Annotated in this window: 15 protein-coding genes; 8 read left to right on the forward strand and 7 right to left on the reverse strand. The window is 73.0% G+C overall.

Features of this window, described 5'->3' with window-relative positions; translation table 11 throughout:
- Nucleotides 1-55: 55 nt before the first annotated feature.
- Nucleotides 56-655, reverse strand: coding sequence for a class I SAM-dependent methyltransferase (locus OG299_RS33300; RefSeq protein WP_266631656.1), 600 nt, complete (start codon nt 653-655; stop codon nt 56-58).
- A 214-nt stretch (nt 656-869) separates the two neighbouring features.
- Here OG299_RS33300 and OG299_RS33305 point away from each other — a divergent pair, with 214 nt between their 5' ends.
- From OG299_RS33305 to OG299_RS33325, 5 genes are all read left to right on the forward strand, one after another.
- Nucleotides 870-1661 (forward strand): MHYT domain-containing protein, encoded by a 792-nt coding sequence (locus OG299_RS33305; RefSeq protein ID WP_266631658.1) that lies wholly within the window; start codon nt 870-872, stop codon nt 1659-1661.
- A 98-nt stretch (nt 1662-1759) separates the two neighbouring features.
- A complete protein-coding gene (locus OG299_RS33310) occupies nt 1760-4465 on the forward strand; it encodes a sensor histidine kinase (protein ID WP_327363483.1) in 2706 nt (901 codons plus the stop codon).
- On the forward strand, nt 4465-4908 hold the full coding sequence (locus tag OG299_RS33315; protein ID WP_266631662.1) for a roadblock/LC7 domain-containing protein: 444 nt from the start codon (nt 4465-4467) through the stop codon (nt 4906-4908). The genes OG299_RS33310 and OG299_RS33315 overlap by 1 nt, the downstream gene beginning before the upstream one ends.
- 17 nt (nt 4909-4925) lie before the next feature.
- Nucleotides 4926-5315, forward strand: a complete 390-nt coding sequence (locus tag OG299_RS33320) for a DUF742 domain-containing protein (RefSeq protein ID WP_266631664.1) — start codon at nt 4926-4928, stop codon at nt 5313-5315.
- The gene (locus OG299_RS33325) at nt 5315-5980 is read left to right on the forward strand and encodes a GTP-binding protein (protein ID WP_266631666.1); all 666 of its coding nucleotides are present in this window, start codon (nt 5315-5317) and stop codon (nt 5978-5980) included. The genes OG299_RS33320 and OG299_RS33325 overlap by 1 nt, the downstream gene beginning before the upstream one ends.
- A 33-nt stretch (nt 5981-6013) precedes the next feature.
- Here the strand turns inward: OG299_RS33325 and OG299_RS33330 are convergent, their stop codons facing one another.
- Entirely contained in the window at nt 6014-6442 is a 429-nt protein-coding gene (locus OG299_RS33330) for a PPOX class F420-dependent oxidoreductase (RefSeq protein ID WP_327363484.1), read from the reverse strand.
- Between the two features lie 108 nt (nt 6443-6550).
- On the opposite strand from OG299_RS33330, the gene OG299_RS33335 reads away from it, so the two are divergent.
- Nucleotides 6551-6949 (forward strand): roadblock/LC7 domain-containing protein, encoded by a 399-nt coding sequence (locus tag OG299_RS33335; protein ID WP_030296771.1) that lies wholly within the window; start codon nt 6551-6553, stop codon nt 6947-6949.
- Nucleotides 6950-7079: 130 nt separating this feature from the next.
- A complete protein-coding gene (locus OG299_RS33340; RefSeq protein ID WP_327363485.1) occupies nt 7080-7952 on the forward strand; it encodes a DUF6397 family protein in 873 nt (290 codons plus the stop codon).
- On the opposite strand, the gene OG299_RS33345 is transcribed toward OG299_RS33340, so the two are convergent.
- From OG299_RS33345 to OG299_RS33355, 3 genes are all read right to left on the reverse strand, one after another.
- Nucleotides 7916-8317, reverse strand: coding sequence for a YchJ family protein (locus OG299_RS33345; protein ID WP_266631673.1), 402 nt, complete (start codon nt 8315-8317; stop codon nt 7916-7918). The genes OG299_RS33340 and OG299_RS33345 overlap by 37 nt on opposite strands.
- Nucleotides 8318-8349: 32 nt before the next feature.
- Nucleotides 8350-9252: an acyl-CoA thioesterase gene (locus OG299_RS33350; protein ID WP_266631675.1), complete on the reverse strand. Its 903-nt coding sequence runs from the start codon at nt 9250-9252 to the stop codon at nt 8350-8352.
- Nucleotides 9253-9331: 79 nt separating this feature from the next.
- Nucleotides 9332-11854, reverse strand: coding sequence for a DEAD/DEAH box helicase (locus OG299_RS33355; protein WP_327363486.1), 2523 nt, complete (start codon nt 11852-11854; stop codon nt 9332-9334).
- A gap of 145 nt (nt 11855-11999) precedes the next feature.
- Here OG299_RS33355 and OG299_RS33360 point away from each other — a divergent pair, with 145 nt between their 5' ends.
- Complete coding sequence (locus OG299_RS33360) at nt 12000-12791, forward strand: metal-dependent hydrolase (RefSeq protein ID WP_266631679.1); 792 nt, start codon at nt 12000-12002, stop codon at nt 12789-12791.
- Between the two features lie 85 nt (nt 12792-12876).
- Here the strand turns inward: OG299_RS33360 and OG299_RS33365 are convergent, their stop codons facing one another.
- A complete protein-coding gene (locus OG299_RS33365; protein ID WP_327363487.1) occupies nt 12877-14658 on the reverse strand; it encodes an ABC transporter ATP-binding protein in 1782 nt (593 codons plus the stop codon).
- Entirely contained in the window at nt 14655-16508 is a 1854-nt protein-coding gene (locus OG299_RS33370; RefSeq protein ID WP_327363488.1) for an ABC transporter transmembrane domain-containing protein, read from the reverse strand. Before OG299_RS33370 ends, OG299_RS33365 begins: the two co-directional genes overlap by 4 nt.
- Nucleotides 16509-16628 lie beyond the last annotated feature (120 nt).

Consider the following 16628-nt stretch of genomic DNA (forward strand, 5'->3'; position numbering starts at 1 on the left):
TGCCCGGACCCCGGGCGAGGTGCCGACGTAAGAACGTGTGTGAGGGGTGTGCGGGTCAGGCACGGCGCACCGCGAGCGCCAGGAAGCGGGCGTCCTCGTCGGCGTACGAGGTCATGTCCCAGCCCGAACCGGCCAGCAGCGGGCCGAGGTTGTGCTCGGCCCGCTGGTCGTCCGGCGTCAGCTCGCGTCCCTGCCGCGCGGCGAGGGCCGCTCGCCCGATCGGGTGAAACAGGGCGAGCCCGCCGCCGGGGCGCACGACGCGGGCGAGCTCCCGCAGGTTCGCCTCCGGGTCGGGAAGGTGCGCGATCAGCCCGGCGGCGAAGACGGCGTCGAGCACCCCGTCACGCAGCGGCAGCCGGGCCACGTCCGCGAGCAGCAGCGTGCCCTGCGCACCCCGCCCGGCCTGCCGCGCGGCGGCCAGCATCTGCGGGGTGAGGTCCGCGCCGAGCACCGTGCCGGCCGGGCCGACGGCGGCGCGCAGCGCCGGCAGCGCACGCCCGGTTCCGCAGCCCGCGTCGAGCACGCGGTCCCCGGGGCGCAGGCCGAACTCGGCCACGGCGGTCGTGAACGCGGGCCCGTCATCCGGGAACTTCCGGTCCCAGTCGGCGGCGCGTGCCCCGAAGAACTCCTGCACGTGCGTGTGGTCTTCGCTCATGTGGACATGATCCCCCACGGGCTCGTGCCCGGGGTGTCAGCGGTGCGAGCTGCGTGTGCAGTGCATCCGGTGCGTGCGGTGCGTGCGGTGCGTGCGCAAGGTGGCACGTGGCGTGATCGAAGACGAACGTAGCTCTGTCATATTCCAGCAGTTCCAGCTGCTTTCGAAATGCGCCCCTTGTTCGTGCCCTCACCCGGACTAGCGTCCCGGGGCCATGGGACACCTCGACCACGCGGCCTATGGCTGGCTGACACCCGTACTGTCATATGTGATGGCGTCCATCGGCGCCGCCCTCGGGCTGCGCTGTACCGTCCGCGCACTCGCCGCGACGACCGGATCCTCCCGCCGCAACTGGCTCCTCACCGCGGCCTCCGCCATCGGCACCGGCATCTGGACGATGCACTTCGTCGCGATGCTCGGCTTCAACGTCACCGGCACCGAGATCCACTACAACGTGCCGCTGACCATCCTCAGCCTGCTCGTCGCCATGGTCGTCGTCGGCGCCGGCGTCTTCGCCGTCGGCTACGGCAGGGACCGCGGCCGCGCCCTGGTCCTCGGCGGGCTCACCACCGGCCTCGGCGTCGCCAGCATGCACTACCTCGGCATGGCCGCCCTGCGCCTGCACGGCAGCATCTCGTACGACCCGCTCACGGTCGGGCTCTCGGTCGCCATCGCCGTCGTCGCGGCCACCGCCGCGCTGTGGGCCGCGCTCAACATCAAGGCGCCGGCCGCCGTGGCCGTCGCCTCGCTCGTCATGGGCGCCGCCGTCAGCAGCATGCACTACACCGGGATGATGGCGGTCGCCGTCCGCGTCGTCCCCTCGGACCAGGCCCTGCCGGGCGCCACCGCGATGCAGTTCATCTTCCCGCTCGCCGTCGGGCTCGGCTCGTACCTCTTCATCACCTCCGCGTTCGTCGCGCTCTCCCCGACCGCGGACGAGCGTGCCGCCTCGGCCTCGGCCTCGGCCTCCGCCGCCCGGCCCGCTGAACCGCTGACCTCGGCCTGATCGGCCCGCCGGCCCGGCCCGGCTCCCTACCGGCCGACTCCCCACCCGGCCGACTCCCCGACTCGACCCCGCTGGACCGCACCCCGAACGAGGAGCCCATGCGCACACCCCGCAGACCACCGGAAGCAGCGGCGCCGCAGCTGCCCGCGCCCCCGGCGCGCGGCCGCCGGGCCCATGCCGGACCGCCCGCCGAGGAACCGGCGGCGCGGCAGGACCGGCAGACCGGTCGTCCCGGCCCGGGCGCTGCGGCCGACGGCGGGTCCCGCCGGCTGCGGCTGCGCCCCGCCACCGTCCGCGCGAAGATCGTGTCGCTCCTGATGGTCCCCGTCGTCTCACTGCTCGCCCTCTGGGGCTTCGCGACCGTCAGCACCGCCCAGGACATCGCCCGGCTCACCCGGGTCCAGCGGGTCGACGAGCAGATACGCACCCCCGTCGCGGCCGCCGTCACCGAGCTCCAGGCCGAGCGGCGCGCTGCCGTCCGCTACCTGGCCGACCCCGCCGCCGACCAGGGCGCCGCCCTGGAACAGCAGTCGCGGCGCACCGACGCCGCGGTCGCGCGGCTGCGGCTCGGCGACCGGCACACGGTGGCCGAGTCCGGCGACTACCGCACCGAAGTCGTCGTCCGGGTCGGGGCCTTCGTGGCCGCGGCGGAGGGACTCGGCTCCACCCGCAAGGACGTCGCGGACCGCCGTGCGACCCCGGACGCGGCGTACGAGACGTACACCCGCGTGGTCGACAGCGCCCTCTCCGTCGACGGCTCCCTCTCCGGCGGCCGGAATGCCGAACTCGGCCCCGATGCCCGCGTCCTGCTCGAATTCGCCCGCGCCGGGGAACTCCTGTCCCGTGAGGACGCACTGATCGCCGCGCCCGGCCCGCGCACCGCCGAAACGCTTCGGCGTCTCACCGGCGTCATCGAGACCCGCCGCGCCCTCACCGCGAGCTCCGCCGACGACCTGCCCGCCGCCCAGCAGGCCGCCTGGCAGTCGGTGACCAAGAGCGCCGCCCACGCCGAGCTGACCGCCGCCGAGGACCGGCTGGTCGCCGCGGGGCCGGCCACGGGCGCGACCACCGGGTCGGCCAAGGACGCGGCCACTGCGTCGGCCAAGGACGCGGCCACCGGCTCGGCCAAGGACGCGGCCCGCGGTGTGCCGGCCGGCTGGGACGCCGCGTACACGAGCATCAGCACTTCCATGCGCGAGATCGGGACCGCCGCGCACGCCGCAGCCGCCGACCGCACCGACCCCCTCGCCCAGGCCGGGCTCAGCCCCGCCGGAGCCGCCGTACTGCTGGGCCTCGCCGCCGTCGCCGCCTCCCTCGTCATCTCCGTGCGCATCGGCCGCGCCCTCGTCGTGGAACTCGTCTCGCTGCGCAACACCGCCCTGGAGATCGCCCACCGCAAGCTCCCGCACGCCATGGACCGGCTGCGGGCCGGCCAGGACCTCGACGTCGACGCCGAGGCCCCGCCCGGGCCGCCCGCCGACGACGAGATCACCCAGGTCGGCGAGGCGCTGGCCACCGTCCACCGGGCGGCCCTCAGCGCAGCCGTCGAGCGGGCGGAGCTCGCCAGCGGGGTGAGCGGCGTCTTCGTCAACCTCGCCCGCCGCAGCCAGGTCCTGGTGCACAAGCAGCTCACCCTGCTCGACTCGATGGAGCGGCGCGCCGACGACCCCGGCGAACTCGGCGACCTGTTCCGCCTCGACCACCTCACGACGCGGATGCGCCGGCACGCCGAGAGCCTGATCATCCTGTCGGGCGCCGCTCCCGGCCGCGCCTGGCGCATGCCGGTCCCGCTGACGAACGTCGTACGGGCCGCCGTCTCCGAGATCGAGGACTACCCGCGCGTCGAGGTCCGCCAGCTGGCGGAGGCCGCCGTGATAGGCGGCGCCGTAGCCGACCTCACGCACCTGCTCGCCGAACTCATCGAGAACGCCACCCAGTTCTCCCCGCCCCACACCAAGGTCCGCGTCAGCGGGGAGCCCGTCGGCGCCGGATACGTCCTGGAGGTCGAGGACCGAGGGCTCGGCATGGGCCGCGAGACCCTCCACGAGGCCAACCGGCGCATCGAACAGTCCGAAGCCCTCGACCTGTTCGACAGCGACCGGCTCGGGCTGTTCGTGGTCAGCCGGCTCTCGGCCCGGCACGGTGTGCGGGTGCACCTGCGCACCTCACCGTACGGGGGCACCACCGCCGTGGTGCTCCTGCCGAACTCCCTGCTCCAGGGCGCGATCGAGACGGGCTCCGCGCCGGCGGCGGCCCCGGACCGGGACCCGCTCGCCGAGGCCCCGGAGGGACGGGGAGAGCCGGCACCGCAGCCGCCCGCGATGACCGTCGTACGGGACGACGCCCGCCGCCCGGCGGTACGGGAGGACGGTCGCGGCATCCCGAGCCCGGACCGCAGCCCCATACGGGAGGAGCCGCGCCCGGCCCCGGTGGCCTCGCTGCGGCCGCGGGGTCCCGGGGGCGCGGCCGCCCGTACGCAGGCCGCACCGGCTCCGGCGGCGGCGCAGGATCCGGCACCGGCACCGGCACCGGCACCTGCGCCTGCCCCGCGGCTCGCCGCAGGCTCAGCCTCCGTGCCCGAGGCCTCGGTCACCGAACTGCCGCGCCGCGTACGCCAGGCCAGCCTGGTCCCGCAGCTGCGCGAGACCCCCGCCCCGAAGGCCCCGGCCGGGGCGCGCCCGGCCGAGGAGCCGCCGGGGCGCAGCCCGGAGCAGGCCCGGGACCGGATGGCGGCCTACCGGGCCGGCTGGGTCCGCGGGGCCCAGGAGAACTCCGCCCACGCAGGCAGAGAAGGAGAAGTGTGATGATCGAGCACCAGAGATTCGATCTCGACGGCGTCCGCAGGTCCGGCGAACTGGACTGGCTGCTGGACGACCTGGTGGTCCGGGTCCGCGAGGTCCGGCATGCCGTGGTCCTGTCCAATGACGGCCTGGCGGTGGGCGCGTCCAGCGCGCTCAGCCGGGAGGACGCGGAGCACCTGGCCGCCGTGGCCTCCGGATTCCACAGTCTGGCGAAGGGCGCGGGCCGGCATTTCCACGTCGGGGGCGTACGCCAGACGATGGTGGAGATGGACGAGGGGTTCCTGTTCGTCGCGGCAGCAGGGGACGGCTCCTGCCTTGCCGTCCTCAGCGCGGCGAGCGCCGACATCGGGCTGATCGCCTACGAGATGGCCCGGCTCGTGAAGCGGGTCGGGGAGCACCTGTACACCCCGCCCCGGTTCGCGGCGCGGCCGCCGGCCGCAGGCTGAGAGCGGCGGTCCGGTACATGAACGGCCAGTGGTACGACGCCGACGCGGGCCCGCTCGTCCGTCCGTACGCCATGACCGGCGGGCGTACGAAGCCGGGTCCGCACGGGGTCCGGTTCGACTTGATCGCGCTGGTCGTCATGGACAACGAGGGCGCTGCGGGCAGGGACGCGGCGGCCGAGTCGCTGCTGGGCCCCGAACACCGGGCACTGCTCGGGCTCTGCCGGTCCGAGACCCAGTCGGTGGCGGAACTCGCCGCGGACGCGGACCTGCCCGTGGGCGTGGTGCGGGTGCTGCTCGGGGACCTGCTGGAGGGCGGGCACGTCAAGGTCAGTCGGCCGGTGCCGCCCGCCCTGCTGCCGGACGAGCGGATTCTGCGTGAAGTCATCGAGGGATTGCGAGCGCTGTGATGGGACAACACCACGACGGACCCGGCGGACCGGCCCCGGTGCCCGAACCGGACCTGGATCCGGAGGCCGACGCGGAACTGGCCGCGCTCGCGCTGAAGATACTCGTGGCGGGCGGGTTCGGGGTCGGCAAGACCACGCTGGTCGGCGCGGTCAGCGAGATCAGGCCGCTGCGGACGGAGGAACTGCTCAGCGAGGCGGGCGAACTGGTCGACGACACGGGCGGGGTCGCCCAGAAGACGACCACGACCGTGGCCATGGACTTCGGGCGGATCACCATCCGCTCCGGGTTGTCGCTCTACCTGTTCGGGACGCCGGGGCAGGACCGGTTCTGGTTCCTGTGGGACGAGTTGTCGCAGGGCGCCCTGGGTGCCGTGGTGCTGGCGGACACCCGCCGGCTGGAGGACTGCTTTCCTGCGGTGGACTACTTCGAGCACCGGCGCATTCCGTTCGTGGTGGCCGTCAACTGCTTCACGGACGCGCGGCGGTACGGGGCGCACGAGGTCTCGCGGGCACTGGACCTGGAGTCGGGAACGCCGGTGGTGCTGTGCGATGCGCGGGACAAGGACTCGGGGAAGGAAGTGCTGATCAGGCTCGTCGAGTACGCCGGGCGGGTGCACACCGCCCGGCTGCTCGAATCGGTGGAGCCGCAGGCCGATTCCGTGTGAGGCGGGCCTGCGGCGGGTGGGGCGGCGCTCGCCTCAGTGGGTCACGCCGGCAACGGAGATCACCTTGTCGATGGTGACGCGGACGAGGAGTTCGCCGGGGACGGCGTTGCGGCGGCCGAAGGCCTCGGCGCTCTCCTCGCCCATGTAGCGGGCGCTGATCCGCGTCGCCCAGGGGAGCATCTCCTCCAGGTCCTCGCTGATTTCGGCGCGCCCCTGGAGGACTACGTAGGAGAACGGCGGACGGTCGTCGTCCACGCAGAGCACGACCCGTCCGTCGCGGAGCAGGTTGCGGCCCTTGACCGTGCCCTTGCCGGTGTTGAACACGAAGGAATCGCCGTCGAGAACGAACCAGATGGGTGCGATGTGCGGACTGCCGTCCTCGCGGACGGTGGACAGCTTGCCGGTGCGGGTCCCGTACGAGACGAATGCCCGCCATTCCTCTTGAGTCATCTTCTTCGCCATGGGCACATCCTCCTTGCCCGAAAGGCGCTGGTGGGGAAGGCTGGCGTGCACTTACCACGAGGGGTGGGGCGCGGCCATGCCGGCGGCGTCGACGGGGAGGGGCTCGAAATGGCACTGGACAAGCAGCTGGACTGGCTGCTCGACGACCTGACGCGCAGGGTCCAGCAGGTCAGGCATGCGGTGGTGCTGTCCAACGACGGCCTGGTGACGGGCGCGAGCGCGGGGCTGGCGCGGGAGGACGCGGAACACCTGGCCGCGGTGGCGGCGGGGCTGCAGAGCCTGGCGAAGGGGTCGGGCCGGCACTTCCGGGCCGGCGAGGTACGGCAGACGATGGTCGAGTACGACGACGGCGTCCTGTTCGTCATGGCGGCGGGCGCGGGGAGTTCGCTGTGCGTGCTCAGCGCCGCCGAGGCCGACATCGGTCAGGTCGCGTACGAGATGACGCTGCTGGTCAACCGGGTGGGAGAGCACCTGGGAGTGGCGGAGCGGCGGATCACCGGGGGCTGATGCCTCCCGGGCCTCCCGGGCCTCCCGGGCCTCCCGGGCTTCCCGGAGTTATCCACAGGCCTCGCGGGGTGTCGTAGCGCTGAGTTACGGTCTTCACACAGGGTAATCATCACTCGTGGGGGAGGCCGTCATGAAGGTCGCGACGAAGTCGGGGCGCGTGCTGCCGGATGCAGGGGCGCCGGCCCTGCCGGAAGTACGGGCGTACGGGCCGGCGGTGGTACGGGCGGACCCGCTGCCGGACACAGGGGTGGGCGGTGCCCGGGCCGCCGGGGAACTGGGGCTGACCCGGACCGAGTTCGCCCGGGCCGTGCAGCTGGGCATCGTGCGCGCAGGACCGCCGGCGCCGGGGGGCGGAGCCGCGCGCTACACGCGGGCGGAGCTGGACCGGATCCGGTCGGCGGACGGGTTCCCGGGCGCGCTGCGCGAGCGGGTCGAGACCGTGACCGGAGCCGAGGCCGCGGGCGGGGTGCTGGGGATCAGCCCCGGCCGGTTCACCCGGCTCGCGCGCTGCGGGCACATCACCCCCGTCGGCTACCGGATCAACCGCTACCGGATGGTGGTGTGGCTCTATCTGGCGGCGGAGCTGCGGGAGTTCGCCGCCCGGGAAGCGGGGATGCTGCGCGGGAGCGCGCCCCCGGCGGACCGGGAGCTGATGGGGGCCAAGGCGGATCTGCGGCCGCGGAAGTGGCGGGGGCGGCATGTGGGGTTGCTGCTGAGACGAACCGCCGACCCCTGGGAGCGTGCTGCGGTCCTGGCCTCCCTGCTCCCGGAGGACGAGCTGCGGGAGGTCGTGCCGGATCAGGCGGAGCGGATCGTGCTCGCCGCGCTCGCCCCGCCCCCGCCGTACGGGCACCCGCAGATCCCCGCCGCGGCGGCCGTGGCGCTCCGGCTGTTACGGGCGGAGCCGCCGGACGAGATCCACTGGTACCGCACCAGCCTGGACTTCGCGCTGACCGGGGCGCGCGGTCAGTCGAAGTCGACGGGGGAAAGGGGGCCGACGTAGACCCAGGCCCCGGCCTCGCGTGCGAAAGCGCTGTGCTCGTGCAGGGAACCGGCGTGCCGGCCCTCGCGGTAGTACGCCCGGAACTCCACCGAACCCTCCGTCTCGAACATCCCACCGCGCTCGGCGGCGAGGATCTCGAGGCGCTCCCAGCGTTGGTCGGGATCCAGATCGAGGCCGGCGGGCCGGGTGCTCGAGTGCCAGGAGCGCAGCAGATAGGCGGTGTCGCCGACGGCGAACGCAGTGAAGCGGGAGCGCATCAGCAGCTCGGCGGTGGGCGCCTGCTGCGCACCGGAGTGGAAGCGGCCGCAGCACTCCGGGTAGGCGGCGGGCAGCCCGCAGGGGCAGGGGAGGGCCGGGGTGGGCATGGGTGGGCTCAGCTCTTCGTGGACGGGGCGGACTACTGGGGGGACACGGGCGGCTTGGCCGCGTTCTCGGCGTACGGGCGGAAGAGGCCTTCCTGGACCACGGAGACCAGCAGCCTGCCCTCCAGGTCGTAGATGCGGCCACGGGCAAGGCCCCGGCCGCCGTGCGCGATCGGCGACTCCTGGTCGTACAGGAACCACTCGTCCGCGCGGAACGGCCGGTGGAACCACATGGCATGGTCCAGCGAGGCCATGTCGAACCCGCGCATGCCCCACAGGGGTTCCACGGGGATGCGCACGGCGTCGAGGAGGGTCATGTCGCTGGCGTAGGTGAGGGCGCAGGTGTGCACCAGCGGGTCGTCGCCCAGCGGGCCGACGGCGCGCATCCACACCGCGCTGCGCGGATCGGCGTCCTTGAGCTCCTCGGGAGTCCAGCGGAGCCGGTCCGTGTACCGGATGTCGAACGGCTGGCGGCGGGCCATCCGCTCCAGCGCCTCGGGCAGCGCACCCAAGTGCTCGCGGATCTCGTCCGCGACCTTCGGGAGCGTGTCCGGGTGGGGGAAGTCGAGGCGGGGAGGCAGCTGGTGCTCGATGCTGCCCTCCTCCGGATGATGGAAGGAGGCGGTGAGGTTGAAGATCGTCTTGCCCTGCTGGACCGCGGTGACGCGGCGCGTGGTGAAGGACCGCCCGTCGCGCACCCGCTCCACCTGGTACACGATCGGCACCCCGGGGATGCCCGGGCGCAGGAAGTACGAGTGCAGCGAGTGGACCGGGCGGTCGCTCTCGGTGGTGCGGCCGGCGGCCACCAGGGCCTGGCCGGCGACCTGCCCGCCGAAGACCCGCTGGAGGGATTCCTGCGGGCTGGCGCCGCGGAAGATGTTGACCTCGATCTGCTCCAGGTCGAGCAGATCGACGAGTCTCTCGGCGGGATTCGTCATCAGAGGTTCTCCACTGTCGGGTCCGGCGGTTCCGGCGGGGCCGGCTGCTCGGGCGGGTCGGGTCGCTGGTGCGGGTCGGTCAGGGCGCGCCGAGCTCACCGACCGAGGTCAGCCGGATGATCGCCCGGCTCTCCTCGTCGGAGGCCGCGAGGTCGACCTCGGCGCTGATGCCCCAGCCATGGTCACCGTTCGGGTCCGCGAAGGTCTGGCGGACGCGCCACAGGCCGTGCGCCGGGTCCTCCTCGATCTGGAGCAGCTTCGGGCCGCGGGCGTCGGGGCCGGTGCCCAGGTCGTCGTACTCGTCCCAGTACGCGTCCATGGCCTCGCCCCAGGCGTCGGCGTCCCAGCCGGCCTCGCCGTCCAGCTCGCCCAGCTGGTCGACGTGGTCCAGCGCGGCGAGCTCCACACGGCGGAACATGGCGTTGCGGACCAGGACGCGGAAGGCGCGGGCGTTCGCGGTGACCGGCTTGACCTGGTCGGCCTTCTCCTGAGCCTGCTCCGCCGTCTCCACCTCCGGGTTCGCCAGCTGCTCCCACTCGTCGAGCAGGCTGGAGTCGACCTGGCGGACGAGCTCGCCCAGCCAGGCGATGAGGTCCTGGAGGTCCTCGGACTTGAGGTCGTCGGGGATGGTGTGGTCCAGCGCCTTGTACGCGCTCGCCAGGTAGCGCAGCACGATGCCCTCGGTGCGGGCGAGCTCGTAGAAGGAGGTGAACTCGGTGAAGGTCATCGCGCGCTCGTACATGTCGCGGATGATCGACTTCGGGGAGACCGGGTGGTCGCCGACCCACGGGTGGCTCTTGCGGTACACGTCGTAGGCGTGGAAGAGGAGCTCTTCGAGCGGCTTGGGATAGGTGACGTCCTGGAGACGCTCCATCCGCTCCTCGTACTCGATCCCGTCCGCCTTCATCGCGCCCACGGCGATGCCGCGCTCCTTGTTCTGCTGGGCGGCCAGGATCTGGCGCGGGTCGTCCAGCGTGGACTCGACGACGGAGACCATGTCCAGCGCGTAGGAAGGGGACTCGGGGTCCAGCAGGTCGAAGGAGGCCAGCGCGAAGGTGGACAGCGGCTGGTTGAGCGCGAAGTCCTGCTGGAGGTCGACGGTGAGCCGGATGGTGCGGCCCTCCGCGTCCGGGGTGTCGAGCTTCTCGACCACGCCGCCGTCCAGCAGCGAGCGGTAGATCGCGATGGCCCGGCGGATGTGCCGCAGCTGGGCCTTGCGCGGCTCGTGGTTGTCCTCGAGGAGGTGGCGCATCGCCTGGAAGGCATCGCCCGGACGGGCGATGACCGACAGCAGCATGATGTTGGTGACCTTGAACCGGGAGGTGAGCGGCTCCGGGTCGGCGGCGATGAGCTTCTCGAAGGTGGTGTCCGACCAGGCGACGAAGCCCTCGGGAGCCTTCTTGCGCACCACCTTGCGGCGCTTCTTCGGATCGTCGCCGGCCTTCGCGAGGGCCTTCTCGTTCTCGATGACGTGCTCGGGCGCCTGGGCGACCACATAGCCCGCCGTGTCGAAGCCTGCCCGGCCGGCGCGGCCGGCGATCTGGTGGAACTCGCGGGCGCGCAGCGTGCGGACCCGGTTGCCGTCGTACTTGGTGAGCGCGGTGAACAGCACCGTGCGGATGGGCACGTTGACGCCGACGCCGAGGGTGTCGGTACCGCAGATGACCTTCAGCAGGCCGGCCTGGGCCAGCTTCTCGACCAGGCGCCGGTACTTGGGCAGCATGCCCGCGTGGTGGACGCCGATGCCGTGCCGGACGTAGCGGGAGAGGTTCTGGCCGAACTTGGTGGTGAAGCGGAAGTTGCCGATCAGGTCGGCGATCTTGTCCTTCTCCTCGCGGGTGCACATGTTGATGCTCATCAGCGACTGCGCCCGCTCGACCGCCTGGGCCTGCGTGAAGTGCACGATGTAGACCGGGGCCTGCCGGGTCTCCAGCAGCTCGGTGATCGTGTCGGTGATCGGCGTGGTGACGTACTCGTACGACAGCGGGACGGGCCGGCTCGCGGAGCGGACCACCGAGGTCGGCCGGCCGGTGCGCCGGGTCAGGTCCTCCTCGAACCGCTTCACGTCGCCGAGGGTCGCCGACATCAGGACGAACTGCGCCTGCGGGAGCTCCAGCAGCGGGATCTGCCACGCCCAGCCGCGGTCCGGCTCGGCATAGAAGTGGAACTCGTCCATGACGACCTGGCCGATGTCGGCGAACTTGCCGTCGCGCAGGGCGATGGAGGCCAGCACCTCGGCGGTGCAGCAGATCACCGGCGCGTCCGCGTTCACGGAGGCGTCGCCGGTCAGCATGCCGACGTTCTCGGTGCCGAAGAGCTTGCACAGGTCGAAGAACTTCTCCGACACCAGCGCCTTGATCGGGGCGGTGTAGAAGGTCACCTTGTCCTGGGCGAGAGCGGTGAAGTGCGCGCCCGCCGCGACGAGGCTCTTGCCGGAGCCGGTCGGGGTGGACAAGATCACGTTCGCCCCGGAGACGACCTCGATCAGCGCCTCCTCCTGAGCCGGATACAGGGTGATGCCCTGATCCTCCGCCCACGAGGAGAAAGCCTCGAAGAGGGCGTCGGGGTCGGCGTTCGGCGGGAGCTGATCAATGAGGGTCACACCCCCCATCTTGCCTGGCTTCCCGCCGGAAGAGGGAACCGGCGGATGCAGCGAAGATCACCGCCGGTACGCTGTGCCGTTGACCGGGCCCGAACGAAACCGTCAACAGGGCCCGACCACCACACGACTGGGGCGGGGAACGACCATGATGGGTCCGGCGCACTCACTGTCCGGGGCGGCAGCCTGGCTGGGGGTGGGAGCGGCAGCCGCGGCCGCCGGGCACCCGATGCCCTGGCCGGTCCTCGTCGTCGGCGCGCTCATCTGCGCCGGTGCCGCCCTCGCCCCCGACCTGGACCACAAGTCGGCGACGATCTCGCGCGCCTTCGGCCCGCTCTCCCGGGGCCTGTGCGAGGTGGTCGACAAGATCTCCTACGCCGTCTACAAGGCCACCCGCGCCCCGAAGGACGCCCGCCGCACCGGCGGTCACCGCACCCTGACGCACACCTGGCTGTGGGCCGTCATGATCGGCGGCGGCTCCTCCGCGCTGGCGGTCACCACGGACCGCTGGGGCGTGCTGGTCCTGCTCTTCGTCCACCTGGTCCTGGCCGTCGAGGGCCTGCTGTGGCGGGCCGCCCGGATGTCCAGCGACGTCCTCGTCTGGCTGCTCGGCGCCACCAGCGCCTGGATCCTGGCCGGTGTCCTCGACCAGCCCGGCAACGGCGCCGGATGGCTGTTCACCGGCCCCGGCCAGGAATACCTCTGGCTCGGCCTGCCGATCCTGCTCGGCGCCCTGGTCCACGACATCGGCGACGCCCTGACCGTCTCCGGCTGCCCCATCCTGTGGCCCCTGCCGATCGCCGGGAAGCGCTGGTACCCCATAGGCCCGCCCAAGGGCCTGCGCTTCCGGGCCGGCAGCTGGGTGGAGCTCAAGGTCCTCATGCCCGTGTTCATGCTGCTCGGCGGCATAGGCGGAGCCTCCGCCCTCGGCTTCATCTAGGGGGCCGTCCGGCACGCAAAGACCCCGCCCCCTTGCGCAGCAGCGGGGGGAGCGGGGCCTCGTACGAATGCCGGCGCGGGCCGGGTCAGCCGTGCCAGGAGCGCCACAGGGCCGCGTACGCGCCGTCCGCCGCGACCAGCTCGTCGTGCGAGCCCAGTTCGCTGATCCGGCCGCCCTCGACCACCGCGATCACGTCCGCGTCGTGCGCGGTGTGCAGCCGGTGGGCGATCGCGATCACCGTACGGCCGTCGAGCACCCGGGCCAGCGAACGCTCCAGGTTCCGTGCGGCCCGCGGGTCCAGCAGCGAGGTGGCCTCGTCCAGGACCAGCGTGTGCGGGTCCGCCAGCACCAGCCGGGCCAGCGCGATCTGCTGCGCCTGCGCCGGGGTCAGCGCCGTGCCGCCCGAACCCACCTCGGTGTCCAGACCGCTCTCCAGTGCCCGGGCCCAGCCGTCCGCGTCCACCGCGTCCAGAGCCGCCCACAGGTCGGCGTCGGCCGCCTCGGTGCGTGCCAGCCGGAGGTTGTCCCGCAGCGAGCCCACGAACACGTGGTGCTCCTGGTTGACCAGCGCCACCTGCTCGCGCACCCGCTCCGCGGGCATCCGCGACAGCTGCGCCCCGCCCAGGGTCACCTCCCCGGTCCGCGGCGCGTAGATGCCCGCCAGCAGCCGGCCCAGCGTGGACTTGCCCGCCCCCGAGGGACCGACCAGCGCCATCCGGGTGCCCGGCGGCACGGACATGGACACCTGGTGCAGCACGTCCACACCCTCCCGGTAGCCGAAGCGCACCTCGTCGGCCCGGACGTCCCGCCCCGCCGGGGAGACGGCCGCGTCGCCCGCGTCCGGCTCGATCTCCCGTACGCCCACCAGGCGGGCGAGCGAGACCTGGGCGACCTGCAGCTCGTCGTACCAGCGCAGGATCAGGCCGATCGGGTCGACCATCATCTGGGCCAGCAGCGCGCCCGTGGTCAGCTGCCCCACCGACATCCAGCCCTGCAGCACGCAGTAACCGCCGATCATCAGCACGGAGCCGAGGATCGTCACGAAGGTGACGTTGACGACCGGGAAGAGGACGGTCCGCAGGAACAGCGTGTACCGCTCCCACGCCGTCCACTCCTTGATCCGCCGCTCCGACAGCGCGATCCGGCCCGGCCCGAGGCGGTGCGCCTCGACCGTGCGCCCCGCGTCCACGGTCTCGGTGAGCGCGGCCGCGACCGCCGCGTACCCGGCCGCCTCCGACCGGTACGCCGAGGGAGCCCGCTTGAAGTACCAGCGGCAGCCGATCACCAGCACCGGCAGCGCCACCAGCGCGGCCAGGGCCAGCGGCGGCGCCGTCACCGTGAGCGCCCCGAAGAGCAGAGCGACCCAGACCACGCCGGTCGCCAGCTGCGGAACGGCCTCGCGCATCGCGTTGGCCAGCCGGTCGATGTCGGTGGTGATCCGCGACAGCAGATCACCGGTGCCGGCCCGCTCCAGCACACCCGGCGGCAGGCCCACGGACCGCACGAGGAAGTCCTCGCGCAGATCGGCCAGCATCTCCTCGCCGAGCATCGCGCCGCGCAGCCGGACCAGCCGGACGAAGAACGTCTGGACCACGAGGGCCAGCGCGAACAGCAGGGCCACGCGCCCCAGATGGAGCTCGCGCGCCCCTGCCGCCAGCTGGTCCACGACCCGGCCCAGCAGGTACGGGCCGACCATGGAGGCGATCACCGCGACCGCATTGACCGTCACCAGCACCACGAACGCCCGCCGGTGCCGCCGCAGCAGGCCGCGCACGTAGTCCCGTACGGTCGCCGTCGTGCCCACGGGCAGGGTGGCGGCCGATGCGGGGGCCGCCGGATCGTATTGCGGCGGCGCCAGGCCGATCATGCGGATTCCTCGATCTCTGTCAGTGCCTTTTCCAGCTGGGCTTCTTCCAGCCGGGTCAGTTCCATCCGGGCCACCCGCTGCTCCTCGTCCGTCTCGCGGGTGACGACCGCCCGGTAGAGCGGTTCGCCGTGCAGCAGTTCGCGGTGCGTACCGGTCGCGGCGACCGCGCCCTCGTGGATCAGGACCACCCGGTCGGCGCGGTCCAGGAGCAGCGGCGAGGAGGCCAGTACCACCGTCGTGCGACCGCCGCGCAGGGCGGTGATCCCGTCCGCGATCCGCGCCTCGGTGTGCGAGTCGACCGCCGAGGTCGGCTCGTCCAGCACCAGCACCTCCGGGTCGGTGGCCAGGGACCGCGCCAGCGCGAGCCGCTGGCGCTGCCCGCCGGAGAGGGACCGGCCACGCTCGGTGATCCGCGCGTCCATCGGGTCCTCCACCCCGTCCGGCGCCGACTGCAGCAGCGCGTCCAGGACGTCCCCGCACTGGGCGGCGGCCAGCGCCGCCCCGGGTTCGACCGCTCCGGACGCCGGTACGGCGAACAGCTCGCGCAGCGTGCCGGACAGCAGCACCGGATCCTTGTCCTGGACGAGGACCAGCGTGCGCGCGGTATCCAGCGCCAGCTCGTCCAGCGCGACCCCGCCCAGCAGCACCGAGACCCGCTCGGCAGCCGGGCCGTCGTCCGCCGGATGGCCGCCGAGGCGCTCGGCGAGCCGGCCCGCGAGGTCCGGATCCCCGCAGACCACGGCGGTGAACCGGCCCGCCGGGGCCAGCAGTCCGGTCGCGGGGTCGTACAGGTCCCCGCCGGGGGCCGGAGCCTGCGGGATCCCGGCATCCGGCGCCGCCGGCTCCGGGGCGTCCGTACGCGTCAGCGACAGCACCCGCGCCGCCCGCGCGGCGGAGGGCCGGGAGAAGGAGTACGCCATGGCGATCTCCTCGAAGTGCCGCAACGGGTAGAGCATCGTGGCCACCGCACTGAAGGCGGCCACGAGTTCACCGACCGCCAGCCGGCCGTCCAGTACGAGCACGGCGCCGTACCAGACCACCGTGAGCAGCAGCGCGCCGGGCAGCAGCACCTGGATCGCGGAGATCAGCGCCCACATCCGGGCGCTGCGCACGGCCGCGTTGCGGACCTCCTGCGAGGCCACGCGGTAGCGGCCGAGGAACAGTTCCTCGCCGCCGATGCCGCGCAGCACCCGCAGGCCGGCCACGGTGTCGGAGGCCAGTTCGGTGGCCTTGCCGGCCTTCTCGCGCTGGATGTCGGCGCGTTGGGTGGCGCGCGGCAGCAGCGGCAGCACGGACAGGGCGAGCACCGGGACGCCGATCGCGACGACCACGCCGATCGACGGCGCGTAGAACAGCAGGCCGACGCAGATGGCGACGACGGCGAAGGCGGCGGCGAGGAAGCGGGAGACCGCCTCGACGAACCAGCCGATCTTCTCCACGTCCGCGGTGGAGACCGCGACCACTTCGCCCGCCGCGACGCGCCGGGTCAGGGCGGAGCCCAGCGCGGCGGTCTTGCGGGCGAGCAGCTGCTGCACCCGCGCGGCAGCCGTGATCCAGTTGGTGACGGCGGTCCGGTGGAGCATCGCGTCGCCGACCGAGATGGCGACGCCGATCAGCGCCAGCAGCGCGCCGACCAGCAGCAGCCCGGTGCCGTCGCCCCGTACGACCGCGTCGACGCCCAGGCCCACCGCGTACGGCAGGCCGGCGATGCCGCCGAAGTGCACCAGTCCCCAGCACAGGCTCCTGACCTGCCCGCCGAGTTGGCCCCGCCCCAGCCACACCAGGAAGCGCGGGCCGGAGCGAGAATCGGGTACCCCGGGATCCGGATACGGAAGATCGCTGATCTGCATGACGCCTCATGACTGGTCGAGGGGTTCAAACCGTGCAAGGTTCGCCTTCCGGACCGGTCACGGGCAATCGATTTTGCGTTGGCCAAGGCCTTACGCGGCGGGATGTGCGGCGCTCCTGCG

The sequence above is a fragment of the Streptomyces sp. NBC_01296 genome (genome assembly GCF_035984415.1).
Classification (GTDB): Bacteria; Actinomycetota; Actinomycetes; order Streptomycetales; family Streptomycetaceae; genus Streptomyces.